General features: G+C 68.6%; 24 protein-coding genes, 3 tRNA genes and 2 pseudogenes. 12 read left to right on the top strand and 17 right to left on the bottom strand.

Annotated features, from left to right (window positions below; genetic code table 11):
• The first annotated feature begins 88 nt into the window (after positions 1–88).
• A pseudogene (locus tag EFY87_RS10700) lies at positions 89–1,152 on the top strand (adenosine deaminase).
• Here the strand turns inward: EFY87_RS10700 and EFY87_RS10705 are convergent.
• The 12 genes from EFY87_RS10705 to EFY87_RS10760 form a co-directional block, all read right to left on the bottom strand.
• A complete protein-coding gene (locus EFY87_RS10705; RefSeq protein ID WP_123271576.1) occupies positions 1,108–1,545 on the bottom strand; it encodes an NUDIX hydrolase in 438 nt (145 codons plus the stop codon). The pseudogene EFY87_RS10700 and the gene EFY87_RS10705 sit on opposite strands and share 45 nt — an antisense overlap.
• 37 nt (positions 1,546–1,582) lie before the next feature.
• The gene (locus tag EFY87_RS10710) at positions 1,583–1,957 is read right to left on the bottom strand and encodes a hypothetical protein (protein WP_123271473.1); all 375 of its coding nucleotides are present in this window, start codon (positions 1,955–1,957) and stop codon (positions 1,583–1,585) included.
• A gap of 41 nt (positions 1,958–1,998) precedes the next feature.
• Positions 1,999–2,961, bottom strand: coding sequence for a phosphatase PAP2 family protein (locus EFY87_RS10715; protein WP_123271474.1), 963 nt, complete (start codon positions 2,959–2,961; stop codon positions 1,999–2,001).
• The gene (locus EFY87_RS10720) at positions 2,958–4,103 is read right to left on the bottom strand and encodes a UDP-N-acetylmuramate dehydrogenase (protein ID WP_123271475.1); all 1,146 of its coding nucleotides are present in this window, start codon (positions 4,101–4,103) and stop codon (positions 2,958–2,960) included. The genes EFY87_RS10715 and EFY87_RS10720 overlap by 4 nt, the downstream gene beginning before the upstream one ends.
• Positions 4,103–4,525 carry a MaoC family dehydratase gene (locus EFY87_RS10725; protein WP_123271476.1) on the bottom strand — a complete coding sequence of 141 codons (423 nt, stop codon included), beginning with the start codon at positions 4,523–4,525 and terminating at the stop codon, positions 4,103–4,105. Before EFY87_RS10725 ends, EFY87_RS10720 begins: the two co-directional genes overlap by 1 nt.
• Positions 4,522–4,971 (bottom strand): FAS1-like dehydratase domain-containing protein, encoded by a 450-nt coding sequence (locus tag EFY87_RS10730; protein ID WP_123271477.1) that lies wholly within the window; start codon positions 4,969–4,971, stop codon positions 4,522–4,524. Before EFY87_RS10730 ends, EFY87_RS10725 begins: the two co-directional genes overlap by 4 nt.
• A gap of 89 nt (positions 4,972–5,060) precedes the next feature.
• Positions 5,061–5,231 carry a 50S ribosomal protein L33 gene (gene rpmG, locus EFY87_RS10735; RefSeq protein ID WP_123271478.1) on the bottom strand — a complete coding sequence of 57 codons (171 nt, stop codon included), beginning with the start codon at positions 5,229–5,231 and terminating at the stop codon, positions 5,061–5,063.
• 51 nt (positions 5,232–5,282) lie between these two features.
• Positions 5,283–5,356, bottom strand: a tRNA-Met gene (locus EFY87_RS10740).
• A gap of 28 nt (positions 5,357–5,384) precedes the next feature.
• Positions 5,385–5,457, bottom strand: a tRNA-Thr gene (locus tag EFY87_RS10745).
• Between the two features lie 77 nt (positions 5,458–5,534).
• Positions 5,535–6,392: a MaoC family dehydratase gene (locus EFY87_RS10750; protein ID WP_123271479.1), complete on the bottom strand. Its 858-nt coding sequence runs from the start codon at positions 6,390–6,392 to the stop codon at positions 5,535–5,537.
• The gene (locus EFY87_RS10755) at positions 6,389–7,759 is read right to left on the bottom strand and encodes a 3-oxoacyl-ACP reductase (RefSeq protein ID WP_123271480.1); all 1,371 of its coding nucleotides are present in this window, start codon (positions 7,757–7,759) and stop codon (positions 6,389–6,391) included. Before EFY87_RS10755 ends, EFY87_RS10750 begins: the two co-directional genes overlap by 4 nt.
• Positions 7,756–9,045 (bottom strand): acetyl-CoA C-acetyltransferase, encoded by a 1,290-nt coding sequence (locus tag EFY87_RS10760; protein WP_123271577.1) that lies wholly within the window; start codon positions 9,043–9,045, stop codon positions 7,756–7,758. The genes EFY87_RS10755 and EFY87_RS10760 overlap by 4 nt, the downstream gene beginning before the upstream one ends.
• Positions 9,046–9,128: 83 nt before the next feature.
• On the opposite strand from EFY87_RS10760, the gene EFY87_RS10765 reads away from it, so the two are divergent.
• Together EFY87_RS10765 and EFY87_RS10770 are read left to right on the top strand one after the other, a co-directional pair.
• On the top strand, positions 9,129–9,812 hold the full coding sequence (locus EFY87_RS10765; RefSeq protein ID WP_123271481.1) for a TetR/AcrR family transcriptional regulator: 684 nt from the start codon (positions 9,129–9,131) through the stop codon (positions 9,810–9,812).
• Positions 9,809–11,713, top strand: coding sequence for an acyl-CoA dehydrogenase family protein (locus EFY87_RS10770; protein WP_123271482.1), 1,905 nt, complete (start codon positions 9,809–9,811; stop codon positions 11,711–11,713). The genes EFY87_RS10765 and EFY87_RS10770 overlap by 4 nt, the downstream gene beginning before the upstream one ends.
• A 6-nt stretch (positions 11,714–11,719) precedes the next feature.
• On the opposite strand, the gene EFY87_RS10775 is transcribed toward EFY87_RS10770, so the two are convergent.
• Positions 11,720–12,979, bottom strand: a complete 1,260-nt coding sequence (locus EFY87_RS10775; protein ID WP_123271483.1) for an ATP-binding protein — start codon at positions 12,977–12,979, stop codon at positions 11,720–11,722.
• Positions 12,980–13,309: 330 nt separating this feature from the next.
• Between EFY87_RS10775 and EFY87_RS10780 the strand changes: the two genes are divergently transcribed.
• A complete protein-coding gene (locus EFY87_RS10780; protein ID WP_123271484.1) occupies positions 13,310–14,806 on the top strand; it encodes an AAA family ATPase in 1,497 nt (498 codons plus the stop codon).
• Between the two features lie 90 nt (positions 14,807–14,896).
• Positions 14,897–15,172: pseudogene (locus EFY87_RS21345) on the top strand (class I SAM-dependent methyltransferase); the annotation flags it as partial.
• Between the two features lie 303 nt (positions 15,173–15,475).
• On the opposite strand, the gene EFY87_RS10790 reads toward EFY87_RS21345, so the two are convergent.
• On the bottom strand, positions 15,476–16,939 hold the full coding sequence (locus tag EFY87_RS10790; RefSeq protein WP_123271578.1) for an MFS transporter: 1,464 nt from the start codon (positions 16,937–16,939) through the stop codon (positions 15,476–15,478).
• Between the two features lie 121 nt (positions 16,940–17,060).
• Between EFY87_RS10790 and EFY87_RS10795 the strand changes: the two genes are divergently transcribed.
• Together EFY87_RS10795 and EFY87_RS10800 are read left to right on the top strand one after the other, a co-directional pair.
• Positions 17,061–17,933: a DMT family transporter gene (locus EFY87_RS10795; protein ID WP_123271485.1), complete on the top strand. Its 873-nt coding sequence runs from the start codon at positions 17,061–17,063 to the stop codon at positions 17,931–17,933.
• A gap of 210 nt (positions 17,934–18,143) precedes the next feature.
• A complete protein-coding gene (locus EFY87_RS10800; RefSeq protein WP_123271486.1) occupies positions 18,144–18,962 on the top strand; it encodes a G1 family glutamic endopeptidase in 819 nt (272 codons plus the stop codon).
• A gap of 46 nt (positions 18,963–19,008) precedes the next feature.
• On the opposite strand, the gene EFY87_RS10805 is transcribed toward EFY87_RS10800, so the two are convergent.
• Both EFY87_RS10805 and EFY87_RS10810 read right to left on the bottom strand, forming a co-directional pair.
• Positions 19,009–20,328, bottom strand: coding sequence for an MFS transporter (locus EFY87_RS10805; RefSeq protein ID WP_123271487.1), 1,320 nt, complete (start codon positions 20,326–20,328; stop codon positions 19,009–19,011).
• 106 nt (positions 20,329–20,434) lie between these two features.
• A tRNA-Tyr gene (locus EFY87_RS10810) sits at positions 20,435–20,518 on the bottom strand.
• A 126-nt stretch (positions 20,519–20,644) separates the two neighbouring features.
• Between EFY87_RS10810 and EFY87_RS10815 the strand changes: the two genes are divergently transcribed.
• Entirely contained in the window at positions 20,645–21,142 is a 498-nt protein-coding gene (locus EFY87_RS10815) for a YajQ family cyclic di-GMP-binding protein (RefSeq protein ID WP_123271488.1), read from the top strand.
• A gap of 48 nt (positions 21,143–21,190) precedes the next feature.
• On the opposite strand, the gene EFY87_RS10820 is transcribed toward EFY87_RS10815, so the two are convergent.
• A complete protein-coding gene (locus EFY87_RS10820; RefSeq protein WP_123271489.1) occupies positions 21,191–21,784 on the bottom strand; it encodes a TetR/AcrR family transcriptional regulator in 594 nt (197 codons plus the stop codon).
• A 117-nt stretch (positions 21,785–21,901) separates the two neighbouring features.
• Here EFY87_RS10820 and EFY87_RS10825 point away from each other — a divergent pair, with 117 nt between their 5' ends.
• The 4 genes from EFY87_RS10825 (at position 21,902) to EFY87_RS10840 (ending at position 24,832) form a co-directional block, all read left to right on the top strand.
• Entirely contained in the window at positions 21,902–22,705 is an 804-nt protein-coding gene (locus EFY87_RS10825; protein WP_245988585.1) for an SDR family oxidoreductase, read from the top strand.
• The gene (locus EFY87_RS10830) at positions 22,702–23,688 is read left to right on the top strand and encodes an NADPH:quinone oxidoreductase family protein (RefSeq protein WP_123271491.1); all 987 of its coding nucleotides are present in this window, start codon (positions 22,702–22,704) and stop codon (positions 23,686–23,688) included. Before EFY87_RS10825 ends, EFY87_RS10830 begins: the two co-directional genes overlap by 4 nt.
• A 44-nt stretch (positions 23,689–23,732) precedes the next feature.
• Positions 23,733–24,488 (top strand): 3-oxoacyl-ACP reductase FabG, encoded by a 756-nt coding sequence (gene fabG / locus EFY87_RS10835; RefSeq protein ID WP_123271492.1) that lies wholly within the window; start codon positions 23,733–23,735, stop codon positions 24,486–24,488.
• Positions 24,489–24,631: 143 nt separating this feature from the next.
• Positions 24,632–24,832 carry a hypothetical protein gene (locus tag EFY87_RS10840; RefSeq protein ID WP_123271493.1) on the top strand — a complete coding sequence of 67 codons (201 nt, stop codon included), beginning with the start codon at positions 24,632–24,634 and terminating at the stop codon, positions 24,830–24,832.
• Positions 24,833–24,858: the final 26 nt, after the last annotated feature.

The following is a 24,858-nucleotide window of genomic DNA, read 5'->3' on the forward strand; positions in this document are numbered from 1 at the left end:
GCAGTGAGCGGACCCGACATTGGCACCGCATATCGGGTCCGCTCGTTGCCGATGGGGTCCACTCGACCGGGTCCAGTAGGTTCTGGGCATGCCCGACCGCCCGGTGACCACGCTCCCCAAGGCGCATCTCCATCTCCACTTCACCGGGTCACTGCGGATCGCGAGCTTGCGCGAGCTGGCCGCCAAGCACCGCGTCCGGCTGCCCGAGGCACTGCTGGCGCAGTGGCCGCCGAAACTGTCGGCCCGGGACGAGCGCGGCTGGTTCCGCTTCCAGCGCCTGTATGACGCAGCCCGCGCGTGCGTGCGCGACGAATCCGACCTGCGGCGGCTGGTGCGGGAGGCCGCACAGGACGACCTCGCGGAAGGGTCGCGGTGGCTCGAACTGCAGGTCGACCCCACGTCATACGCCGCACGGCTGGGCGGGATCACCCCGGCACTGGAGATCGTGCTGGACGAGGCGAAGGCCGCAAGCGCCGAGCTGCCGATCGGAGTCGGCATCATCGTCGCCGCGTCGCGGCTGAAGCACCCGATGGATGCGCGCGCCCTGGCCCGGCTCGCCGCGCGGCACGCGGTGACCGTCCCGGCGAGGTGCTGGGCTTCGGCTTGTCGAACGACGAACGCCGAGGTGTGACAAGCGACTTCGCACCGGCGTTCCGGATCGCCCGGCGGGCCGGGCTCGCCAGCGTCCCGCACTCGGGAGAGTTGCTCGGCCCGGACGCGGTGACCGAGACGCTCGGATCGCTGCACCCGGACCGGCTGGGCCACGGCGTGCGTTCGGTCGAATCCCGGTCGGTGCTGAACCGGGTGGTCGACTCCGGCGTCGCCCTGGAGGTGTGTCCCGGGTCGAACGTCGCGCTCGGCGTCTACCGCTCGCCCGCCGACGTGCCGTTGCGGACCCTGGTGGATGCCGGCGCCACCGTCGCGCTCGGCGCCGACGACCCACTGCTCTTCGGCAATCGCCTTGCCGATCAATACCGTTCGGCCCGCGAGGACCACGGTTTCACCGATGCCGAGCTCGCCGCCCTGGCCCGTTCATCAGTCGACGCGTCGTTCGCGCCGCCGGAGGTGCGGGCCACGGCATACGCCGGCATCGACGCCTGGCTGGCGTCAGCGCCCGGCGACGATCCCCAGCGCGATGTCGACGATGCGTGAGCGATAGCCCATCGCGCCGGTCTCATCCAGCGGAATCCACCGGGCGAAGTCGGTGGTGCCGTCGACCTCCGTCGTGCCCAGGTCACCGCCGGTGATGGTGGCGTCGAAGAGCACCCGTTGAGACTTGAAGGGACGCCCGCGCACCTCGTCCATCGTCACGGCGAAGTGGTCCGTGGCGATAGGGCCGCCGACCGAGACACGGTAGCCGGTCTCCTCGAAAACCTCACGGGCGACAGCAGATTCCATCGACTCGTCGAACTCCACGCCTCCGCCCGGCAGCGTCCAGCCTGCCCTCCCCTGCCCCTTGCCGTTGTACCAAGCGAGCAGGATCTGCTCGTCCCGGACGATCAGGCCGTATGCCGCGAGGCGGGTGTCGTACTCGGTGAAGTGCATGCGCGGCATCCTCGCACGCCGCGCTGCGCGTCATCGGTCACCAGCGCAGCCCGGCTTCCTCCAGCGTGGCCTCGACCTCGAGGCGTTCGACCGACGACCACTCCCGGGGCGGCAGCCCATCGGTGACTTGCAATGCGATGCAACATGATTCGAGCACGTCGTCATACGCCAGGGTGGTCGCGCGCAGCCGGTGCACGCGCGCCGCGGCCCGCGAAACGCGCAACGCCTCGAGTTCGACATGCAGCCGGGTCAAGTCCGACGACAGCCGGGCGATGTCGCGCGGAGCCGGAGCCGGCTCGGTGTCGCGCCGCGGATGATCGCGGTTGATCCAGGCACGCACGGCCTTGTCACACCCGACCAGGATCGCCGCCGGGACCACACAGACCACTGCGTATTCGACGAGACGCCACATCGCGACCTCCCAAGGGCCACTTCCATGATCCACCCGACCCGCTAACCAGGAAACCCTCCGCCGGGTGGCGGCGACTGGCGTCGGTGACGCAGCCAGCGCTCCACGCGAGGGACGCTGAACTCGACAGCTGCGGCATACACAACACCCGCGATCAGGTCGATCACGTAGTGCTCGCCGGTGTAGACGAGAGTGAACGCCATCACGGCCGGATAGAGCAGGAGCAGCCAGCGCAGCCGGGAGCGGATCCCGCGCATGATCGCGACCGCCACGATCACCGAGAACGCCAGGTGCAGCGACGGCATGGCCGCGACCGGGTTGGAGCCGCGGCCCTGTGCGCGACTGACCAGCTCATGGAACTGGTTGACGTGCAGGTACTCCCAGCCGCGCGCGGAGAGCCGCAGCACAGTGCCGATGTAGCCGTCGCGACTGGCCATCCACGGCGGCGCTTCGGGGAAGACCGTGTAGGTGATCAGACCGGCGAGCGACAAGACGATCACCCGGGTGACGAACGCCTTCCACCGCTCCCTGTTGCGCACCCACAGCACCGCGGCGAGCGCCGGCGTCGCGATGAAGTGAGAGGTGTAGACCAGCGTGCACAGTGCGTCATACCAGTGCACCTGGCCGGGGTCGTAGAGCTGCTGCTGCAACCAGACGGCCGGTATGTGGCCGTCGAAAAGCCACGCCTCCGCGTGCGCGGAGTCGGCTTCGTGGACGGGCACGCCGAGTGTGGTGACCAATCCGCGAGTGGCGTCGTAGAGCATCAGCACCAGCGCGAATGGCACCCAGTCGAGCAGCAGCCGGCCAGCCGCCCGCCAGCCGCGCCCGATGACGCTGATGCCGACTCCGACGACGGCCATGCTCATCAGCTGGACGCGACCGGTCTCTACGTGATGCCGCACCGACCAGAGCACGATCGCGGCCAGATAGACCGCGAAGAGCGCCCAGCGGATCCGCGACCAGACCAGCTCGCGGCGGACGACGACGACGGGGTGCTGTTCCGTCACAAGTCGTGGCCGACGAAGACCGGCTCGTTGACCAGCGTGATCCCGAACTCGGCCCGCACCCCGTCGCGCACTTCGCGTGCGAGGGCGACAACGTCGGCCGCCGTCGCGCCGCCGCGGTTGGTGATGGCCAGCGGGTGCTTGGTGGAGAGCGACACCGGACCCGGCAGACCGTGCCCCTTCTCGAAGCCGGCGTGCTGGATCAGCCAGGCGGCGGCCGTCTTGACGCCTGTGCCCCGGGGTCCCCGCGAAGTATCGGGGGAGCGTAGCGGAGGAGAACTTCGTGGGGTGGACTCGTCTGTGGGCCAGCCGGGCGGCGTCACGTCCGCGCCGAACCGTTCGACGGTCGTCGCCTCCAGCGCCGCGAAATCCCGAGCACCGATGATCGGGTTGGTGAAGAACGACCCGCACGACCAGGTGTCGTGATCGGCCGCGTCGAGCACCATGCCGCGCCGGCGCCTTTGCTCCAGCACGGCTTCCCGCGCCTCGTCCAGCGGCACGCGCGTGCCGATCTTGACGCCGAGCCCCTGAGCGAGCGCCGCGTAGGCGACCGGCTGTGACAGCTCGGTCGGGCGCAGCGCGAAGAGCACGTCGAGGACGACATACCGGCCACCACCACGGAACGATGACCCTTTGAATATCGAATGGCGGTAAGCGAATTCGCACTCGGCGCTCGCAAACGTCCGCACTTGTTGCTCCTGCCGGTCCCAGGTGCGCACCGACGCGATCGTCTGCGCGACTTCCTGTCCGTAGGCGCCGACGTTCTGCACCGGCGTCGCTCCCGCGAGACCCGGTATGCCGGAGAGCGTCTCCACCCCGGACCAGCCCTCAGCGCAGCAGCGCGCCACGAAGTCGTCCCATTCCTCACCGGCCGCGACCCGCACGTAGACGCCGCCGCACGCGTCCGCCGACTCGACCTCGATGCCGGAGTTCGCGACGCGCAGCACGGTGCCGGCGAACCCGTCGTCGGAGATCACCAGGTTGGACCCGCCCGACAGCACCAGCAGCGGCTCGTCCGCGTCGTCCACCTCACGCACGACGTCGACGAGCTCGTCGGTGGTCTCGGCGACGACCAGCCTGCCGGCCGGTCCGCCGACCCGCATCGTCGTCAGCGGGGCGAGGTCGACTCCGGCAGCTTCCCGCATCAGGCGATCTGCGAGGGCGCGAGCCGCACCGTCGCCCGGGCCCTCGCGAGCACCTTGCGGCCATCGCAGGTCGCGGTGATGTCGATGGATGCCGTGTCGCCGTCGACCGAGGTCACCGCGGCGCCCACTTCGATGTCGGCGCCGCCGTCATGCGGCACCGGCACGGGGGCGCTGAAGCGCACGCTGTATGCCGTGACCCGTCCCGCGTCGCCGAGCCAGTCGACGACCGGCTGGATCGCAGCGCCCATGGTCCACATGCCGTGCGCGATCACGTCGGGCAGGCCGACCGACCGGGCGAACTGCTCGTCCCAGTGGATGGTGTTGAAGTCGCCACTCGCCCCGGCATACCGCACCAGGGTCGCCCGGTCGACGTGGATGGTCCGCGACGGTATGACGGTGCCCGCCTCGATCTGTCCGCTCATGCTTCGTCACCCCGGATCACCACGACGGAGGTCGAACTCGTCACGACTTCGCCGTCCGGCGTCGTCAGGGTGGTGCCCATGGTGACCATCGAGTGGCCGCCGGCCTGGCGCACCTTCTCGATGGTCGTCGTCGCCTGCACCTCGTCACCGGCGACCAGCGGGCGGTGGTGCTCGAAACCCTGCTCGCCGTGCACCAGCCGGCTGTAGTCGATGCCGGCGTCGGGGTCGTTCATCACGTGCCGATCGCCCTGCTGGGTGATCATCACCGCGAAGGTGGGGGGCGCGATCACATCGGCATAGCCGCGGCTGCGCGCGACGTCCGGGTCGAAGTGCACCTGGTCGGTCGCGCCGACCGCTCGGGCGAATTCGGCGATCTTGGCACGGGACACGACGTACGGCGCGGACGGCGGGTAGGTCCGCCCCGCGACCTCAGGGTTGACTGCCATGGGCGCCAGCCTACTGGGAGGCGCGAGACAGCGAAGCGCCCCGGACCCACGCGGGGCCGGGGCGCTTGCGACGCGTAGGTCGCGGACCGTCAACGGGTCTCGCGGTGCAGCGTGTGCTTCTTCTCCCGCGGGCAGTACTTCATGAACTCCACGCGGTCGGGGTTGTTGCGACGGTTCTTCTTCGTCACGTAGTTGCGCTCTTTGCACTCCGTGCACGCCAAGGTGATCTTGGGACGGATGTCTGCGCTCTTGCTGGCCACGGCAACCTGCTCTCGGAAATTCTCGGTCTGTAGTGCGTATGTCGGACGTTGTAGCGGGGGCGGGGCTCGATCCCGCGACCTCACGATTATGAGTCGTGCGCTCTAACCAGCTGAGCTACCCCGCCTCGGCGGATGGACGGTTGTCCACCTCAGAGCCCCCAAACGGAATCGAACCGTTGACCTTCTCCTTACCATGGAGACGCTCTGCCGACTGAGCTATAGGGGCCTGCCTGTCCCGAGCGCGACAACGTGGTCGCCCTGCTCAGGCAGCGCAGCGAAAAGGCTACCCCACGGCCTCTTCGATCACGAAATCGGCGAGACCTCCCCACGGACGAGCACCGTCCCCTTGCTGTTGTCGCGCAGTGCGAGCACCCAGTCCGATCCCTGCCGCCGCGCGACGAAACGCACGGTGCCGGGGATCAGCACGGGCCGCCGGAACGACGCCATCGCCACGAATGCCGCGGGCAGCCGGTTCTCGATCGCGGCCAGCATGCGCGCCTGGCTCCACATGCCGTGGACGATCGTGGTCGGGAATCCCATCGCCTTCGCGGTGATCGAGTTCAGGTGGATCGGGTTGACGTCCCCGCTCACCGCGGCAAACCGGCGACCGAGGTTTGCGGGTAGCCGCCATACCATCCCCGGACCGTCGACGGCGTCGGCCCCGGCCGGCTGCTCGGACACGGACCCGTCGACCCGCTGCCCGCGATAGAGGTATGTCGCCAGCCCCTCCCAGACCAGTTCGTCGCCGACGTGCGCACGGGACACCACGTCGACCTGAACCCCTCGCTTGTGCGGCCGCGCGTTCGTCGCCCAGGTGGCCAGGTCGAGTTCCTCGCCGATCCGCACCGGGCGGTGCTGGGTCAGCGTGTTGTCCAGGTGCACCGACCCCACCAGCGGATAGGGGTAGGACTTGTCGGCGAAGAGGGTGACTTGCAGCGGGAACACCAGGTTGTGCAGGTAGGTCGCCGGGACCGCGTCGCGCAGCGCATAACCGCACACGTGGTCGTAGTCTGCGAGCGCGCCGGTGTCGATCGGCACGCCGCGTCGCACGACCTGCAAGTCCGGGAGACCGCCCTTCCCGTCGCGCCCCCGGGAAGACGCCACGGCACGCGCGAAGACCTTCGGCAGGCTCGGGGAGCCTGGCAGCTCAACGGTTTTCATGCGCCGAGCTGACTCTGGCCGCAGACGCGCAACACCTGACCGGTGACGCCTGCCGCCCCGGGCTCGGCGAAGAACGCGATCGCCTCGCCGACGTCTCCGGGCTGACCGCCCTGCAGCAGCGAGTTGAGCCGGCGCCCCACCTCACGGGTCGCGAAGGGGATCCGGGCCGTCATCTCGGTCTCGATGAAGCCGGGCGCCACCGCGTTGACGGTGATCTGCCGGCTGGCGAGGTTCTGCGACAGCTGCCGCACCATGCCGATCACACCGGCCTTGGAGGCCGCGTAGTTGGCCTGCCCACGGTTGCCGCCGATGCCGCTGATCGAGGCGACCGCGACGATGCGACCACCATCGGCCAGGCCGCCGCGCACCGACGGATCGAGCAGTGTCGCATTGATCCGGAACTGCGCCCGCAGATTGACGTCAAGCACACTGCCCCAACGGTTTTCGTCGGTGTTGACGAAAAGCTTGTCGCGGGTGATGCCAGCGTTGTGCACCATCACGTCCAGCGTGTCGCTCTTGCGCGCCACGGCTTCGGCGATCTTCGCCCCGGCATCGGCTGCGGTCACGTCGAGCTGCAACGCGGTCGCGCCCAGGTCGTTGGCGACCTTGCTCAACGCGTCACCGGCAGCGGGGATGTCGACCAGGATCAGCGTCGCGCCGGCCCGGGCGAACACCTTCGCGATCCGGGCACCGATCCCGCGCGCGGCGCCGGTGATCACAGCGACGCGTCCGGTCAGGGGGTGGCGCCAGTCGGTCACCTCGGGGACGTCCGCGGCCCGCACCCGGATCGGCTGCCCGTCGACGTATGCCGACCGCGCCGACAGCAGGAAGCGCAGCGGTGCGGCGAGCACCGAGGCGTCGCCCTGCGCGGCCTGGTCGACCCACAGCAGGTTGGCGGTGCTGCCGCGCAGGAGTTCCTTGCCGATGGAGCGCGTGATGCCCTCCAGCGCCTGCTGGGTGGCGGCGGCCTCGGCGTCCTCGAGCTCGGCCGGGGTGCTGCCGATGATCACCAGTCGCGCGGACGCACCGAGCTTCTTGATCGCCGGTGCCACCGTGGCGCGCAGCTCGTCGAGCTGGTCCAGGCTACGCGCGGCGGTGGCGTCGAAGACGATCGCGCCGAGGCGCGCGTCATACGACGTCTCGGGTGTGGCGGGTATGACGACCGCGGCCGACGCCTTGAGGATCGCGGTCGCTGCGATGAGCACCGGCGCCGCGCCGATGCCGGCGACGGCCGCCGGCCCGACCAGCAGGTCCTGGCCCTCCTCGTAGCGGCGCAGGATCGCCGGGCGGGGCAGCCCGAGCTGGCCGGCGAGCTTCTTGCCGACCGGGTTGGTGTTGACCAGGTTCGAGTAGCTGTCCTTCGTCATTCCGCAGCCTCCAGGATCGCCACGACGCCGAGCCCGCCGGCGGCGCAGATGGAGATCAGGGCTCGCCCGGATCCCTTCTCGTGCAACATCTTTGCAGTGGTCGCCACGATGCGACCACCCGTCGCGGCGAACGGGTGCCCGGCGGCGAGCGACGAGCCGTTGACGTTCAGCTTCTCGACGTCGATCTCGCCGAGCGGCCCGTCGAGGCCGAGCTTCTCCACGCAGAACTCCCTGCTCGCCAGCGCGGCGAGGTGACAGAGCACGGTCGACGCGAACGCCTCGTGGATCTCGTAGAAGTCGAAGTCCTGCAGCGTCAGGTTGTTGCGCTGCAGGAGACGGGCAATGGCGTATGGCGGCGCCATCAGCAGCCCCTCGTCGCCGGTGACGAAGTCGACGGCCGCGGTCTCGGCGTCGACGAATCGCGCCAGCGGGGTGATGTGGTGCGCGTCCGCCCACTCCCGCGACCCGAGCAGCACGACCGACGCACCGTCGGTGAGCGGCGTCGAGTTGCCCGCCGTCATGGTCGCGCCCTCGCCCTTGCCGAAGGCGGGCTTCAGTGTGGCCAGCTTCTCCGGCGTGCTGTCCGGGCGCAGGTTGGTGTCCTTGGTGACCCCGAGGTATGGCGTCAGCAGGTCGTCGAAGAAGCCGCGCGCGTATGCCGCGGCGAGATGCTGATGACTGCGCGCGGCGAGCTCGTCCTGCGCCTCCCGGGTGATGCCCCACTCCTTGGTGGTGATCGCCTGGTGCTCCCCCATCGACAGGCCGGTGCGCGGTTCACCGTTGCTCGGCTGATCGGGTGCCAGCTGGCCGGGCCGAACCTTGGCCAGCGCGGAGATCCGTTGCTGCGGGGTCTTGGCGTAGTTGACCTTCATCAGCGTGCGCCGGAGCGAATCATTCACTGCCAGAGGCGCATCCGAGGTCGTGTCACTTCCGCCGGCGACTGCCGAATCGATCTGGCCGAGCGCGATCTTATTCGCGACCAGGACGGTCGCCTCCAGCCCGGTGCCGCACGCCTGCTGGACGTCATATGCCGGGGTGGTGGGCGACAGGTGCGAGCCGAGCACCGACTCGCGGGTCAGGTTGAAGTCGCGCGAGTGCTTCAGCACCGCGCCAGCGGCCACCTCGCCCAATTGCTCGCCGGCCAGGCCGAACCGGGCGACGAGGCCGTCCAGTGCCGCGGTCAGCATGTCCTGGTTGGACGCCTTGAGGTATTTGCCGCCGGAGCGCGCGAACGGGATGCGGTTCCCGCCAAGGACATAGACGTCACGGACGCCACGATTCGTCATGAAGATCTGCTCCCGGATCACAGTGAAACGATTACCGGTACTGAGAGTAGCAGGTACAGCCGGTTTCGGGTATCGTCCCTGGTATGACGTCCCCGAACGACACCCGGATCGACGGTCGCGACGCACGCTGGAGCGCGCACCGCGAGCAGCGGCGGCGCGAGTTGACCGACGCGGCGATCAAGGCGATCCAGGTGCACGGCGCGAGCGTCGGCATGGACGAGATCGCAGCGCAGGCGGGCACCAGCAAGACCGTCATCTACCGCCACTTCGGCGACCGGCTCGGGCTCTACCTGTCGGTCTGCGCCAGCGTGGACAACAACGTGCTCGGCGACCTGCGGCAGGTGCTTCAATCTGCTGGCGAGGCAACAAATTCCGGCCCACTCGCGGACGATCCGCGCGCGGTGATCGAGGCGGTTATCGACAGCTACTTCGCCCAGGTCGAGCGCGACCCGGAGGTCTACCGCTTCGTCGTCCGCCGACCGGCGCTCAACGTCGCACTCGAGGACGACCCGGTGATCGGCATCAGCGACACCATCGCCGGGGTGCTGGAGCCGATCTTCGCCGAGGCGCTCGAAGCGGCCGACCAGCCGGCCACCGCGGCCCACATCTGGGCGCACGGCCTGATCGGGTTCGTGCGCGAGTCGGCCGACCGGTGGCTGGCCGATCCCGACCGGCCGCCGCGCGCCGTGGTCGTCCGTCATCTCGCCGAGTTCGCCACGTACGGCTTGTCCGGCGCACTCAACCTCGACAGCAGGAGCATCTCATGACCGACCCGATCGCCGACCAGTTGCGCGATGTCCTCGACGGCCGCTGGATCGAGTTGCGCCGCCGCGCTCGCGCCGAGCTCCCCGCCGAGGTGCTGCTCGCCCCGCCCGGCCTGTCCCTCGAGGAACATCGCGCTCGGACCACCGACTCGCTGCTGGCGATCGCCGGAATGGGTTACGGCCGTGTGGGGTTCCCCGCCGAGTTCGGTGGCGAACTCGACTATGCCGCCTCGTGCGTGCTCTTCGAAATGCAGGCGTATGGCGACCTCTCGCTGCTGGTCAAGACCGGCGTGCAGTTCGGTCTTTTCGGTGGCGCCGTCGCGCGACTCGGCACGCGGCGACACCACGCGGCATACCTCGAAGACATCATGACCGGGCGGCTGCTCGGCTCGTTCGCGATGACCGAGGTCGGGCACGGCAGCAACGTGCAAGCGCTCGAAACCACTGCCACATATGACGATTCGACGCGCGAATTCGTCATTGACACGCCATCCGACAGCGCCGTCAAGACCTACATCGGCAACGCCGCACGCGACGCGCGGATAGCCGTGGTGTTCGCCCAGCTGACGACGGACGACGGCGACCACGGGGTGCACGCCGTCCTCGTTCCGGTCCGCGACGACGCGGGAAAACCGTTGCCCGGTGTGACGATCGGCGACAACGGACCCAAGGGCGGCCTGCCCGGTGTCGACAACGGGACCTTCGCGTTCGACCACGTGCGCGTGCCGAAAGCGAACTTGCTGAACGCTTTCGGTGACGTCGGCGACGACGGGCGCTACGTCTCCGAGATCGACAACCCGAACCGGCGGTTCTTCACCATGCTCGGCACGCTGGTGCGCGGCCGGGTCTGCGTCGGTGGCGGAGCCGGTGCCGCCGCGAAGAAGGCGCTCGCGATCGCCCTCCGGTATGGCGCGGCCCGTCGCCAGTTCGCTGCTGCCGATGGGCAGGACGAGATCGTGGTGCTGGATTACCTTGCGCACCAGCGCAAACTGCTCCCCCGGTTGGCGAAGTCGATCGCACTGAGCTTCGCGCAGAACGCGGTCACGGAGCGACTCCAGGAGTTGCAGGGGGACACCGGCGCAGAGCGCGATCAGGAAGGTCAGCGCGAACTCGAGTCCCGGGTCGCGGGACTGAAGGCCGTCACCACGTGGCACGCGCTCGACACCATCCAGGTGTGCCGCGAGGCGTGTGGCGGAGCGGGGTACCTGGCCGAGAACCAGTTGACCCAGCTACGCGCCGACGTCGACGTCTTCACGACGTTCGAAGGCGACAACACCGTCCTGCTGCAGCTGGCCGCCAAGGGGCTGCTGACCGACTATCAGGCGATGTGGGGTGACCTCGACGTGCCCGGCATGGTCGGCAAGGTCGCGGGTCAGGTCGGTGAGCGCATCGTCGAGCGCACGACCGGCCGCGCGGGCATCCAGCGGCTCGTCGACGTGGCGACCCGCCGCGACGACGACTCCGCGACCGACAGCCTGGCGTGGGCGGTCTCGATGTTCGAGCAACGCGCCAACCACGTGCTGGAGACGCTCGGGGGTCGCCTGCGGAAGGCGAACAAGGACAACGCTTTCGAGCTGTTCAACAGCGCCCAGGACCACGTGCTGCTGGCGGCCCGCACGCATATCGACCGATGCGTCCTGGAGGCTGCCGCCGAAGCGCAGCAGGGCATGCCTGACGGACCGGCGAAGGGCCTGCTCGAACGAGTCCTGATCCTCTATGCCCTCAGCTCGATCGAAGAGGACAAGGCGTGGTTCCTCGAGCACGGCCGGCTCACGACAGCGCGCAGCCGCGCAGTCACCTCCGCCATCAACGACCTGTGCCAGGAGCTGCGCCCGCAGGTGGCGACGCTGGTCGACGCCCTCGGCATACCGGCGGAACTCATCACTGCGCCCATCGTGCACTGACGTCGCTCAGGTGCCTGCGCCGAGATCCCACAGCGCGGAGACCGGTGCGCCAAAGAGCCGATCGGCATATCGGTATCCAGTTGATCCGGTGTTGAGTACGACGCCGGCAAGGAATCGATCGCCGAGCCGGTCCCGCAGCCGACTCAGCCCGCGGAACTGCTTGGCGGTGAAGCCCATGGCCGACTTCACCTCGACCCCCACGACGGAGCCGTCATCGAATTCCAGGACGAGATCGACCTCGTCCCCGGACCTGTCGCGGTAGTGGAATACGTCGAAGCGGCGGGTTGACCAGGTGTGCTGCCGCAGGAGTTCGGCGGCGACGAATGCCTCCAGCAGGGCACCGAATGCCTCGCCGTATTCGAGCCGGGTCAGCTGAGCCGGGGTGAGCCTGGCGAGCCACATCGCGACGGCCGAATCGATGACGATCGTTTTCGGCCGGCCGATCTCGCGTTTGGCGATGTTCGGCGTCCACGGCGGGATGCTGGCGACCAGCCAGACGTCCTGGAGCAGGTCGAGGTACCCGGTAATGGTGCGCGGCGGTACTGCAGTTTCCTCGGCGAGCTTCGCTTTGACGAGCTCGGCCGATTGACGTCCGGCGAGGGTACGCAGCAGGGACATCGTCCGCGCCGGCCGAACCTCTCGTCTGAGTTCGGGGAGATCGCGACCGATGATGCCTTGCAGATATCCGTCGATCCACGCGCTGCGGATCCGCTCCGACGCGTTGCGTAGGTCCGGGTATGCGCCGATGGCGAGCAGTTGCGCGTAGTCGGTCCGGGCGAGTGTCGAGGTGGCAGTCGATATCGACTCGGGTGCACGGGTGACTACGTCGGCGAAATCGTCGCGGTGACCTTTCACCTCGCCCTGACTGAGTCCGTACAGCGGAAGACGAGCAACGCGGCCCGCCAGGCTGTCGGCAGTCCCGCGGACGCGCAACAGGCTCGATGAGCCGGTCAGGATGAACCGGCCCGGCCGACGGTTCGCGTCGATGGCCGCCTTGACCGCAAGGGTGAGTTCTGGCAGTCGCTGGATCTCGTCGATGACCAGCTGTCGATCCCCTGCTTCGGCCACCAGACCGGCCGGATCAGCGGCTGCGGCCGCGCGTGTCTGCTCGTGATCGAGGTTCCGGATGACCGCGTCCGGCTCGGCGATCCGTGTTGCGAGGGTGCTCTTGCCGACCTGCCGCGCCCCCTCGATGACAAGGCCCGGGAAGTGCGCGAGCAGCTCGGTTGCGACCGCAGATGCATGCCTGTCGATGAACTCCGCCACGCACTCAGGCTAACTGAACTCGCCGATTCGCAGTAGCCAACTCGCTGATTCGCCAAACCGAACTCGCCGTTTCGCTACATCAAGCTCGCCGATTCGCGGGACACCCGCTCGGTGTGCGAGTCCGACCCGTACCCGCGATGGCTGGCAGAGAATGCCGCGCGCGTCCGCTCCGCGGAACTCGAATGACCCACCCCATCTGGCTGGCCGGAGTCGACAAGCCACGCCCGGTGCCAGTGCTCGCCCGGAGCGCGATCTGACGCCGATGCGTTTCACGCGGCGTTCGACCTCGACGACTGATGGTCCGCGCGGCGCAGTCAGTAGGCTGCAGCAATGACGGGGGACGAGCAAAGCGCCGAGACACAAGCCCGGGAGTTCGCGCGTAACTTTCGGCAGTTCATGGACTGGTCGATGGAGGTGGTCGGCCGGCGCCGGTTGCCGGTGGTCGAGCAGCTCCGGGACCACCTGACCAGCAGCCAGTTCCCCATCGTCAGCCGCGAGTGGTCCGCCGTCGAACGCGTCAATCTGCAACGAGCACTGGACCAGTGGATCGTTGCACCAGGTCGCGAAGTCACGATTGTCGGCCTCTCGTCGCCGCCCAACTATTCGGGGTTCGACCTGGGCGAACTGCTTTCCGGCGACGGACTCCCGCCGCTGCGCACCGGCGCACCGGACGTCGTCGACCTGCCCAGCGGGCCAGGACAGACACTTGCCTGCTGGAAGCGCGCGCTACTGCTGGTGCGCGACGAGCACGGGAAGTACGCGGTGCTGGTCAGCGGTCCGCAGCGGCATGAGCCACCGGCGCTGCGGATCGAGATCGCCGGTCTGGACACGCGACCCACTCAGCGGCTGATGACTGAATTCGACCGGCTCAGAGGTGAGCTCAATGTGTATCGCGGCCATGCCGTGGTCGTTGAGAGCGACCCGATGGGCGGCCTCGTCCTGTCCTTCGCGGACCTCCCGAAGGTGACCCGCGAGGACGTGATCCTGCCGGAGGAGGTGCTCGCCCGCATCGACCGCCACGCGCTGGACATCACCGCCCACGCACGGGAGCTTCGCGCTGCCGGACAGCACCTCAAGCGCGGCCTGCTGCTGTTCGGTCCCCCGGGGACGGGCAAGACCCACACCGTGCGCTATCTGATCGAGCACCGGCGCGACGCAACCCGCCTGTTGCTGCAAGGGGAGGCACTGCAGGCCGTCGGTGCGGTCGCCGTGCTTGCCCGCGAACTCGCCCCGAGCGTCGTTGTCCTGGAGGATGTCGACCTCGTCGCAACGGACCGGTCCTACGGCCAGCACAACCCGATCTTGTTCTCACTGCTCGAAGCAATGGACGGGTCGGCCGCGGACAGCGACATGCTCTTCGTGCTCACGACCAACCGTGCAGAGGTCCTGGAACGAGCCCTGGTGCAACGGCCCGGCCGGGTCGACGTCGCGGTCGAGATCGATCGCCCGGGTGCGTCCGCCCGGCTGAAACTGTTGCGGCTGTATGGCGCCGGCGTTCTCGATGACCTGAGCGCCGACGACCTCGCGCAGGTCGTCGACCGCACCGACGGGGTCACCGCCTCGTTCCTGAAGGAACTGATCCGTCGCGCGGTGCTGGCCGGCATCACCACCGGTAGTGCCCGGCAGGTGACGGCAAGCGACATACACACCGCGCTCGATGATCTGCTCGACCAGTCCCAGTCGGTGACGCGTTCGCTGCTCGGCCTCGGCGAGGACGGAGTATCCGGATCGGACGAGCCGTCGACCCAGGACTCGGGCGGCGGGCCGTCCCCTGCGAAGCAAGGATCAGCTGGCTGGTTCGCCTATGGTCCCCGTTATCGGGACTGACTCCACCCGGCACCGCGGATTAGGCTCGGCCCGGTGAAGACCCGCTACGACGCGATCGCTCCGTGGTATGCCGAGGCCACCCACGACTGGGTGCCCGTCTGCGTGCCCTATCTACCCGATGACCTGACGGGCCAGCGGGTGCTCGACCTGGCGTGCGGGGTGGGCGCCGTCAGCCGCGCGCTCGCGGACCGTGGCGCCGAGGTGACCGCTGTCGACGCATCCGCGCAGATGCTTCAGCACGCCGATGGCACCAGAGTGCGATGGCTGCACGGGGACGCGACGAACACCGGCTGGTGGGACGGCGAGGTGTTCGACGGCGTCGTCTGCAACATGGCGCTCATGGACATCGGCGACCTGGACGCCGCGCTGGCCACCATTGCAACGACGGTGAATCCACAAGGATGGGCGCTGATTTCGCTGCTGCATCCGTGCTTTCCCGGACTGGAGGCGGCCGGTGCCCTGTCGAGCTGGCCGCCCGACCGGGGCTACTCCTCGGAAGGCTGGTGGACGACCGGCGGCGACGGGGTGCGCGGGCACGTCGGCGCTCACCACCGCACGCTGGCCACCTACCTGAACGCGGTGCTCCGCTCGGGACTGCAGCTGACCGAGGTGATCGAGCCGCCCGCGGAGGTGCCGCGCTACCTGATCCTGCGTTGCACGCGAGGAAGCTCAGTGCTCCTCGACGTCGCGGGAGTTGGTGAGCGACAGTGCCCCGAAGGCGGCGATGGCGCCGACGACGACGGCGAGGATGCCGTAGGTGATGCGCTCGCCGCGGAAGAACGACGCGACCAGGGCGTCGCTCCAGGTGCCGGCCGGCAGGACGGTGGTGACCAGGGCCGCTATCAGCGTGCCGACGAGCGCGGTGCCGATACTCGTGCCGACCTCCTGCGCGGTGTCGTTGAGCGCGGTGCCCATCGAGGTGCGGTTCTCCGGCATCGCCTCGACGAGAGCGACCGCGCAGATCGTCATGACCGTCCGCAGACCGATCGTCATCACGACCATGCTGGCGGCGATGGCGAGGTAGCCGTGCTCGACGCCCCACGCCATACCGGCGAGGGAAATGGTGAGACAGGCGGCACCGACGAAGCAGGCGACGCGGTGGCCGAATCGCTTGCCGAGCCACTCCGACAACGGGGTGGCGACCAGCATCGTGACGATCATCGGCAGGTTGGCCAGACCAGCCCGGACCGGGCTCCATCCGTAGGCGTACTGGAAGTGCAGGATCAGCCCGAACATCACTGCTGCCATGGCGATTGCGGTGCCGATCTGGGCGATGAGCGCGCCCCGGACCGTGCCGCCCGCAAGGATCGACAGATCGAGCATCGGTGCCTTGCCGGTGCGCTCGTGCCATACCCAGGCGACCGCGGCCAGGATGGCGCCGGCAATCGAGGCAAGCGTGATCGGCGACAGCCAGCCGTGCTGCACTCCGCTGGTGAGCGACCAGCAGGCCAGGCCGATCATCGCGATGCTCAACGCCGCCCCGACGAGGTCGAGCGTGTCGTCGGTCAGGTCTTCGCGGCGATCAGGAGCGACGCCGCGCCATACGCCGATGCAGGCGATCAGAGCGACCGGCGCGTTCACCAGCAGCAGCCACTGCCAGCTGATGTGGGCCAGCGCAGTGCCGCCGAGCAGCGGGCCGAGAATGAAACCGGACATGCCGACGACGATCATCACCGTCATCGCGCGCATCCGCAGCTGCTTGTCGTCGAAGAGCCGGAAGACCAGCGAGTTGGTGATCGGCGCCATCGCTGCGGCGGCGATGCCCAGGGCGGCGCGTAGCGCGATGAGTTCGCCTGTCGTGTGGACGAATACGACACCGAGACTGAGAATGCCGAAGACGGCGAGCCCGATGAGCAGCACGCGGCGACGACCGAAGCGGTCAGCGATCGATCCGGCGGTCAGCAGAAGGCCGCCGAAGGTCAGCGAATACGCGCCGGTGACCCATTGCAGCGCGGTGGTGTCACTGCCGAGGTGGCGTCCGATGGTTGGCAGGGCGATCGACAGCAGCGTGTTGTCGACCATCTCGACGAAGAAGGCCAGGCAGAGTGCGGCGAGCGGGATCCAGGCGGCACGGATCGACGGATACGTTCGGGATTGAGGCGGTTTCGTGGGAGTGAGCGTGGCGTTCGTCATGACGGCCTCCAGGGCAGGTTCGGGGTGATCGGTCTGCACCGAACGCTAGAAGCGGCCACTTTCAGCGTGGTTTCGCGGTGATTTCACCGGGCGCTCGGATGGTTTCGATAGCGTCGTCGGGGTGTCCACCACCGCGCTGATCCTCGTGCTCACGGCAGCTGTGCTCCACGCGATCTGGAACATCGCGGCCAAGCGGGTCGAGAACGGTGGTTACGTCTTCGTCTTCGCCTACGGCTTGCTGTCGGCGGTGATCTGGCTGCCGGTCGGGGTGATCGTGCTGGCGATGCACGACAAAGGCGCCGGCTGGACCATGCTCGGCGCCACTGCCCTGTCCGGAGTGCTGCACATCCTGTACGGCCTGGCCCTGCAGGGCGGCTATCGCAAGGCCGACCTGAGCGTCGTCTATCCGGTCGCCCGCGGCACGGGGCCGCTGATCACCATGCTCTTCGCCGTCATCGTGCTCGCCGAACGCCCCGGAATCCTCGCGGTTGCAGGCGGATTAGTGATCGTCGTGGGCGTCGCCGTGGTCGCCTCGGCTCGTGCGGCGGGCCTGGCGCAGCCGCACTCGGCCTCGGTGTGGAAGGGCGTCCAGTGGGGCGCGCTGACCGGCTTGATGATTGCGGCATACACGCTGTGGGACGACCACTCGATGACCGACCTCGCACTGCTGCCGATCCCCTACTTCGCCATGAGCACGGTGTGGCAGGCCGCGCTGATGGTGCCCGGCCTGCGGGGCCGCGGCGCCGAGCTGTCGCGGGTCGTGCGCGCACACTGGCCGGAGGTCCTGTGCGTCGCACTGCTGTCGCCGCTGGCCTACGTGCTGGTCCTACAGGCCATGACGACGACACCGGTCGCACTGGTGGCGCCAGTGCGCGAGTCGAGCATCGTGGTCGGCTCGCTCCTCGCATGGAAGCTCTTCCACGAGTCGTCCCCGGCCCGCAAGTTCGCCGGAGTCGTGGTCGTGCTGGCCGGGATCGTGCTGATCGCGGCGTGATCTGGAAACCGCCTGCGAACTCACTGCATTCAAGACTCGGTATGGCGATCGTTGCGCTTCGGTCTGGCCGGACGCAGCTGAGTCAGAAGATGGTCAGCCAAACGTAAATCGTTGTGTTGCAACCATTTTGGACGCGTGCCGACAGGAATACGGTGCCGCACGGGCGATGCGGCGACCGCCGCTGCCCGGCTCACACCATCAGGAGATTCCATGCAACGCATCAATGCCCGTCTGCTCGCCGGCACCCTCGGCGCGGTCGCCCTCACGGCTGTCGCAGGCTTCAGCGGTGCCAGCGCGGCGCCACATGCCGCAACCGGACACGCCCTGACACCCGGGCTGGCCCACGCGCGGTTCGGCGCGCACATCGGCACCCCGGCAGAGCACCCGATCCTCGGCCGCACCGCCCGGGCCCGCGCACTGGCCGGGACCCGCCACGGTTACAACGTCAACGGCTACAACTGGTCGGGCATGGTCGCGACCGGTTCCGGCTTCAGCTCGACCAGCACGTCGTGGACCGAGCCGAGCGTCAGCTGCAACTCCAGCAATGACCTGATGGCTCCGTGGGTCGGCATCGACGGCTACGGCAGCAGCTCGGTCGAGCAGACCGGCGTCGCCACCGACTGCTCCAGCGGATCGCCGGTCTACCAGGGCTGGTACGAGGTCTATCCGGCTGCTCCCGTCTACTACGACAACCCGGTGAGCGCGGGCGACACCATCACCGCCACGGTGACGCGCAGCGGCACGTCCTACACGCTGGTCCTGACCGACAACACCCAGGGCTGGACCCAGACGACCACCAAGTCGTATGACGGTGCGAACGCAAGCGCCGACTTCGTCATCGAGTCGCCGACCAGCTCCTACCCGGACTTCGGAGAGGTCGACTTCAGCGGGTCGACGGTCAACGGCAGCGCCCTGGGCAACTACAGCCCGATCGCGATGGACGCGTCGAACGACAACGGGTACGAGGACCAGACCAGCGCGCTGGGCGCGGATGGCGAGAGCTTCTCGATCAGCTACCTGCAGGAGTGAAAACGTCCTGACGGCAGCGGTTTCCGCGCCGCCCGGTGGACTTCGGTCACTGGGCGGCGCGGCTCTCGCGTGCGGCAACGGCGTGGGGGTCGGTGCGGTTGTCGTAGCTCCAGAATCCGCGCAACGCGGCAGCGGAGGCACCGACCCCCGCCATACACAGGGCGCCGCCGGACACGATGGCGGTGCGCACGCCCAGCCAGTCGGCGACCGCGCCCGAGCGCAACTGGCCGCCGAGCGGCCCGAGTGAGTAGGAGAGCATCTCGATGCCGGCCAGCCGGCCGCGCAACCCGTCCGGGATGGTCTGGTTCCACAGGACGGACCGGAAGGTGCCGCTGACCTGGTCCAGTGCACCGGCGACAGCAAGCACGCCCAGGGCGATCCACACGCCGGCCGAGCCCCAGAACGGTCCGTGCCCGGGCACCAGCCCGGCGAGCCCGATCGCCGCACCCCAGCCAATGGCGGCGAGGGTGATCGCGCGACCGTGCCGGTGCACGTGCTGCATCCAGCCGCTCGTCATCGTCGCGATCGCCGACCCGACGCCTTCGCAGGCGTAGAAGAGCCCGAGCAGATCCGGCCGGTCGAAGCTGTGCAGCGCGAACGCCGGGAAGAGCACCATGGGCATCGCCAGGAACATCCCGACCATGTCGATGACGTAGGTGCCGAGCAGGTCCTTGCGGGACAGCGCGTAGCGCAGGCCGGTCCGGATCGAGGCGAACCCGGGTTCCTCATGCTCCTCGGCGGTCGGCCGGTAATGACCGAGCCGCAGCAGCAGGAGCGTCGAAACGAGAGCGGCCACGACCCAGGCGGCATACCCATAACTCACCCCGCAGCGGGCGATCAACAGCCCACCGAGGCTCGGCCCGAGCAATGAGCCGAGCTGCCAGGCCATCGACCACACGGCCACCGCTGGGGTGAGCTGGTCGTGCGGCACAGTGCGCGGCATCAGCGCCTCCTGGCTCGGGCGCTGCAGCGACGAGGCGACGGCCAGCAGGCCGGCGACGACGTAGATGGCCCAGATCTGCGGCTTCGCGAGCAGCGAGTTGGCAAGCAGGACCGCGCTCAGCAGCACCTCGGCGCCACCTGTCGCCAGCATGATCGTGCGGCGGTCGAGACGGTCGGCGAGCGCGCCGCCCCAGAGCCCGAAGATGACCAGCGGCACAAGTTCGACCGCAGCGACCAGCCCGACCGCGAAGTTCGAGCCGGTCAGCCGGTACAGCTGGAACGGTATGGCGACGTAGCCGACCATCGAGCCCAGATAGGCGACGGTCGCGGAGCTGAACAGCCGCCGGAACTCCGGGCGCCGCAACGGACTGAGGTCCAGCCGGATGGCCCTGCGCCGCGGGCCATGGTCGGCTGTCTCGCTCACGAGAACAGGAACCTACCGACGGGGTCGACTGCTGGCCATCGAATTTCGCCGACTGCGGCAATGGTATGACGAAGGGCCCCGACAGTGCCGGGGCCCTTCGTGCACATGGTGCCAGGTCTAGGATTCGAACCTAGGTAGCTTTCGCGACGGATTTACAGTCCGCTCCCATTGGCCGCTCGGGCAACCTGGCGTGGTGCGTGGATGAGGATAACAAGCATCGCGGTGCCCGGGCCAATCGGCGTCCCGCGGGCGGCAGGTGAGCGCCGGCGCGGCATACTCTGGCGGAGACCGCACTCGCCCCAAGGAGCTAGAGATCATGGCCGACTCGTCGTTCGACATCGTCAGCAAGACGGACAAGCAGGAGGTCAGCAACGCGCTGAACCAGGCGGCCAAGGAGATCTCCACGCGCTACGACTTCCGCGGTGTCGGCGCGGTGCTGGAGTGGTCCGGCGAGAAGATCCTCATGAAGGCGAACTCGGCCGAGCGCACCCTCGCGGTGCTGGACGTCTTCCAGACCAAGCTGGTCAAACGCGGCGTCTCGCTGAAGTCGCTGGAGCTCTCGCACGATGGCGAACCACAGCTGTCCGGCAAGGACTACCGGCTGGAGGCGACGCTCAAGGACGGCATCAGCCAGGAGAACGCCAAGAAGATCTCCAAGATCATCCGCGACGAAGGCCCCAAGTCGGTCAAGTCGCGCATCGAGGGCGACGAGCTGCGCGTCACGAGCAAGTCCCGCGACGACCTGCAGGAGGTCCAGCGGCTGCTCAAGAGCGCCGACCTGGATGTGGCGCTGCAGTTCACCAACTACCGCTGAGGTCCGTCGGCGGCGTTCGCGTGGCCCGGCTCCCCACCCGCCGCCGAGTCAGCACTTCCTGCCCCGGTGCCCAGCCATGCGCAGCGCCATCCGGGCACTGTGGTCGGCGATGCGTTCGGGCAGCCAGGCATCGCGCTCGTCATACCACCGCGCGACGTCGATGCACATGCCCATGATCGCGTTGGTCGTCATACCGATGTCGACGCAGTCGAATTCGCCGGAATCCGTGCCGTCGGCAAGCGCACCCCGGATGACTTGCTGTATGTCGTAACGCAATTCGTCGATCACCACCCGGTGCTCCGGGCTCAGCGCAGCAAGCTCGTAGTTGACCACCCGCGCCATGGTGTGCCCGGTGACGTGACCGAGCACCAGTCGCCGGACGGTCGCGGCCAGCCTGCCCGCCGGGTCGTCCGCGGACCGCTGCGCTTCGCGCAGCGCACGCAGCGTCGACTCGTGCCCGGCGAGCGAGATCGCGTAGAGCAGCGACTCCTTGGTCCGGTAATGCACGTAGACCGCGGCCGGCGACATACCCGCGGCGGCAGCAATGTCACGGGTTGTCGTCCCATGAAACCCCCTGGCAGCAAAGGAGTTCCGTGCCGCATCGAGCAACCGGCGCTGGGCATCGCTCGTGGTCTCGGTCATGGGGCCTTTCCTCGCCTGCAACGGCGGGCCGCCATTGCATTGACGAGCATGGCGCAGCATGCGACGCTAAGCAAGCGCTTAGTCAGCGTGCATCCTCACCATGCCGAAGGAGCGATTGTGCCCACACCACTCACCTCGTGGCAGGGCCAGCGGGTGGTCGTCACGGGCGCGGCGCGCGGCATCGGCGCCGCGATCGCCGAACGCCTGCACCAGCTCGGAGCACACGTCGTGGCGGTCGATCTGCTCGAAGCCGCACTCCAGGAGACCGCGAACACGCTTGGTATCCGGTCGATTCCGGTGGACCTGGGCACCGAGCAGGGCGTGTCCGACGCGATCGAGGGCGCGCTCGCCCAGTTGGGTGACATCGATGTCTGGGTCGGCAACGCGGGGGTGGCACGCGGCAGCGGGCTGACGGCGCCGGACGCCGATTGGGAGCTCTCCTGGCAGGTCAACGTGCTCGCGCACGTGCGCGCCGCGCGCCTGCTCGTCCCGCGCTGGCTGGAGCGCGGCTCCGGCCGGTTCATCGTCACCGCATCGGCAGCCGGACTGCTGACCGTGCTCGGCCAGCCGGCATACGCCGTCACCAAGCACGGTGCCGAGGCCTTCGCCGAATGGCTGGCCGCCAGTTACGGCCACCGCGGCATCGACGTGCACGCGATCTGCCCGCAGGGGGTGCGCACCGACATGTATCCCGGCCCGGGTGAAGACCCCCTGGCCGGCACGATCGGTCACGACGGCACGCTCGAACCGGCAGATGTCGCCGAGGCATTGGTGCAGGCCGTGGCGCATGGCGACTTCCTGGTGTTGCCGCACCCCGAGGTCGCCGACTATTTCGCGCTGCGCGCCACGGACACCGACCGGTGGCTGCGCGGCATGCAGCGGTTGCAAGCACGGGCCGACGGACAAGGAGCAGCACGATGAGAGCCTGGCAGGTGCGCGAACTGGGCGAGCCGGCGCACGCGGTGCAGATCACCGAGCTCCCGGAGCCAATGCCCGGTCCGGACCAGGTCGCCGTGCGCGTGTTGAGCGCCGCCCTGAACTTCCCGGATGTGCTGATGTGCCAAGGGCTTTACCAGGTCCGGCCCGATTTGCCGTTCACACCCGGTGTCGAGTTGTGCGGCGAGATCACCGCCGTCGGCGAGGGTGTCACCGGCCGGTCGATCGGCGATCGCGTGATCGGGATGTCCGCCATACCGCATGGCGGGTTCGCCGAGTCGGCGCTGATGCCTGCCGAGAATGCGCTGGCTCCAGCACAACTCGACGACGACGCGGCAGCCGTGCTGACCATCGCCTACCAGACGGCGTGGGCTGCGCTCTTCCGCCGGGCGCGCCTGCAGCCCGGCGAATGGGTGCTCGTGCAAGCGGCAGCCGGCGGCGTCGGCTCCGCGGCCGTGCAACTGGCGAAGCTCGCGGGCAATCCGGTGATCGCCATCGTTGGCGGCGCCGCGAAAGCCGAGGCGGCGCGCGAGCTCGGCGCCGACGTGGTCATCGACCGCACCACCGACGACGTCGTGAGCCGGGTCAGGGACGTGACCGGCGGGCACGGCGCCGACGTCATCTTCGACCCGGTCGGCGGCGACGCCTACGACCTGCTGGCCCGATGCGTCGCCTTCGAGGGCCGCATCGTGATCGTCGGCTTCAGCGGTGGCCGGATCCAGGCGCCACCGCTCAATCACCTGTTGCTGAAGAACTACGCGGTCCTCGGATTGCACTGGGGTTATTACCAGACCATGCGCCCTGAGGTGATCGCCGAGGGCTATGAGCACCTGAGCGCGCTGGCCGCCAAGGGACAGATCGAGCCGCTGATCTCAGGCCGGCTGGCCTTTGACGAACTGCCGGACGGGCTGACTCGCCTGGCCGCCGGCCGCAGCATCGGCCGACTGGTCTGGCACCCGACAGTGTGACGGCCGGACCGCCCCACAACCACCAAAATCACCGAAGGAGAACCATGCCGGAGACACGAACCGCGATCGTCACGGGCTCGGCGCGGGGCATCGGCGCCGCCATCGCCGAGCGACTCGCGAGCGACGGATATGCCGTCGCCGTACTCGACCTCGACGAAGGCGCGTGCCTGTCCGTCGTCGAGCGCATCACTGCCGGCGGGGGCACGGCGCTCGCCGTCGGCTGCGACGTCAGCGATGAGCAGTCGGTTGGCGCGGCCGTCGAGCGCGTCGCCACCGAGCTCGGTGCGCCGACCGTGCTGGTCAACAATGCCGGAGTGCTGCGCGACAACCTGATCTTCAAGATGTCCGTGGACGACTGGGACACCGTCATGAACGTGCACCTGCGCGGTAGCTTCCTGATGACCCGCGCGGCCCAGAAGTACATGACCGAGGCGAAGTTCGGCCGCATCGTCAACCTGTCGAGCACGTCCGCACAGGGCAACCGCGGACAGGTCAATTATTCGGCGGCGAAGGCCGGCCTGCAGGGCTTCACCAAGACCCTCGCCATCGAGCTGGGCAAGTTCGGCGTCACCGCCAACGCGATCGCACCGGGCTTCATCGTCACCGACATGACGAAGGCGACGGCCGAGCGCGTCGGCATCGACTTCAAGGAGTTCCAGCAGCTGGCCGCCAAGGAGATCCCCGTGCAGCGGGTCGGCCGGCCTGCTGACATCGCCAACGCCGCGTCCTTCTTCTGCAGCGAAGCCGCCGGCTTCGTCAGCGGCCAGGTCCTGTATGTTGCTGGCGGTCCCTACGACTGATCGGTATCTCGTCTGAGGCACCGCCTCAGCAGGGAAATAGGGCATCCGCCCGACGCGGGCGGCTACCTCAGACGAGCAATCTCGACGTCATACGGCAGGGCAGCACCAGGCAGCCGGTGCCACGACATCGAGAGGAACTCGCCATGAGGTTCACCACCATCCCATCCACCGTCGACGCCGAACTCGCCTACCGAAGAGAGCAGATCGCGCACGACTTCGCGGTCGCGCACGGCTGGGAGTTGAGTGTCAGTCGCCTGTTCGGGCGACGGACACCGCCGGCTCAGCAGCGCCGCGGCGCGCACGCCGGCTCGGGCCGGGTCGTGTCCGGCCGGCTCGGCTGGTAATGACCGCATCCGTCGTGCCCGGTCCT

The sequence above is a fragment of the Flexivirga caeni genome, assembly GCF_003724155.1.
Classification (GTDB): domain Bacteria; phylum Actinomycetota; class Actinomycetes; order Actinomycetales; family Dermatophilaceae; genus Flexivirga; species Flexivirga caeni.

What these genes read in the sequence shown, in the direction of transcription:
- EFY87_RS10710 (WP_123271473.1), bottom strand. Translation starts at nt 1,957, where the DNA reads ATGTGGCGTCTCGTCGAATACGCAGTGGTCTGTGTGGTCCCGGCGGCG.
- EFY87_RS10765 (WP_123271481.1), top strand. Translation starts at nt 9,129, where the DNA reads ATGACGTCCCCGAACGACACCCGGATCGACGGTCGCGACGCACGCTGG.
- EFY87_RS10790 (WP_123271578.1), bottom strand. Translation starts at nt 16,939, where the DNA reads ATGACGAACGCCACGCTCACTCCCACGAAACCGCCTCAATCCCGAACG.
- EFY87_RS10800 (WP_123271486.1), top strand. Translation starts at nt 18,144, where the DNA reads ATGCAACGCATCAATGCCCGTCTGCTCGCCGGCACCCTCGGCGCGGTC.
- EFY87_RS10830 (WP_123271491.1), top strand. Translation starts at nt 22,702, where the DNA reads ATGAGAGCCTGGCAGGTGCGCGAACTGGGCGAGCCGGCGCACGCGGTG.
- EFY87_RS10780 (WP_123271484.1), top strand. Translation starts at nt 13,310, where the DNA reads ATGACGGGGGACGAGCAAAGCGCCGAGACACAAGCCCGGGAGTTCGCG.
- fabG (WP_123271492.1), top strand. Translation starts at nt 23,733, where the DNA reads ATGCCGGAGACACGAACCGCGATCGTCACGGGCTCGGCGCGGGGCATC.
- EFY87_RS10750 (WP_123271479.1), bottom strand. Translation starts at nt 6,392, where the DNA reads ATGAAAACCGTTGAGCTGCCAGGCTCCCCGAGCCTGCCGAAGGTCTTC.
- EFY87_RS10725 (WP_123271476.1), bottom strand. Translation starts at nt 4,525, where the DNA reads ATGAGCGGACAGATCGAGGCGGGCACCGTCATACCGTCGCGGACCATC.
- EFY87_RS10720 (WP_123271475.1), bottom strand. Translation starts at nt 4,103, where the DNA reads ATGCGGGAAGCTGCCGGAGTCGACCTCGCCCCGCTGACGACGATGCGG.
- EFY87_RS10760 (WP_123271577.1), bottom strand. Translation starts at nt 9,045, where the DNA reads ATGACGAATCGTGGCGTCCGTGACGTCTATGTCCTTGGCGGGAACCGC.
- EFY87_RS10730 (WP_123271477.1), bottom strand. Translation starts at nt 4,971, where the DNA reads ATGGCAGTCAACCCTGAGGTCGCGGGGCGGACCTACCCGCCGTCCGCG.
- EFY87_RS10705 (WP_123271576.1), bottom strand. Translation starts at nt 1,545, where the DNA reads ATGCACTTCACCGAGTACGACACCCGCCTCGCGGCATACGGCCTGATC.
- EFY87_RS10770 (WP_123271482.1), top strand. Translation starts at nt 9,809, where the DNA reads ATGACCGACCCGATCGCCGACCAGTTGCGCGATGTCCTCGACGGCCGC.
- EFY87_RS10815 (WP_123271488.1), top strand. Translation starts at nt 20,645, where the DNA reads ATGGCCGACTCGTCGTTCGACATCGTCAGCAAGACGGACAAGCAGGAG.
- EFY87_RS10755 (WP_123271480.1), bottom strand. Translation starts at nt 7,759, where the DNA reads ATGACGAAGGACAGCTACTCGAACCTGGTCAACACCAACCCGGTCGGC.
- EFY87_RS10840 (WP_123271493.1), top strand. Translation starts at nt 24,632, where the DNA reads ATGAGGTTCACCACCATCCCATCCACCGTCGACGCCGAACTCGCCTAC.
- EFY87_RS10820 (WP_123271489.1), bottom strand. Translation starts at nt 21,784, where the DNA reads ATGACCGAGACCACGAGCGATGCCCAGCGCCGGTTGCTCGATGCGGCA.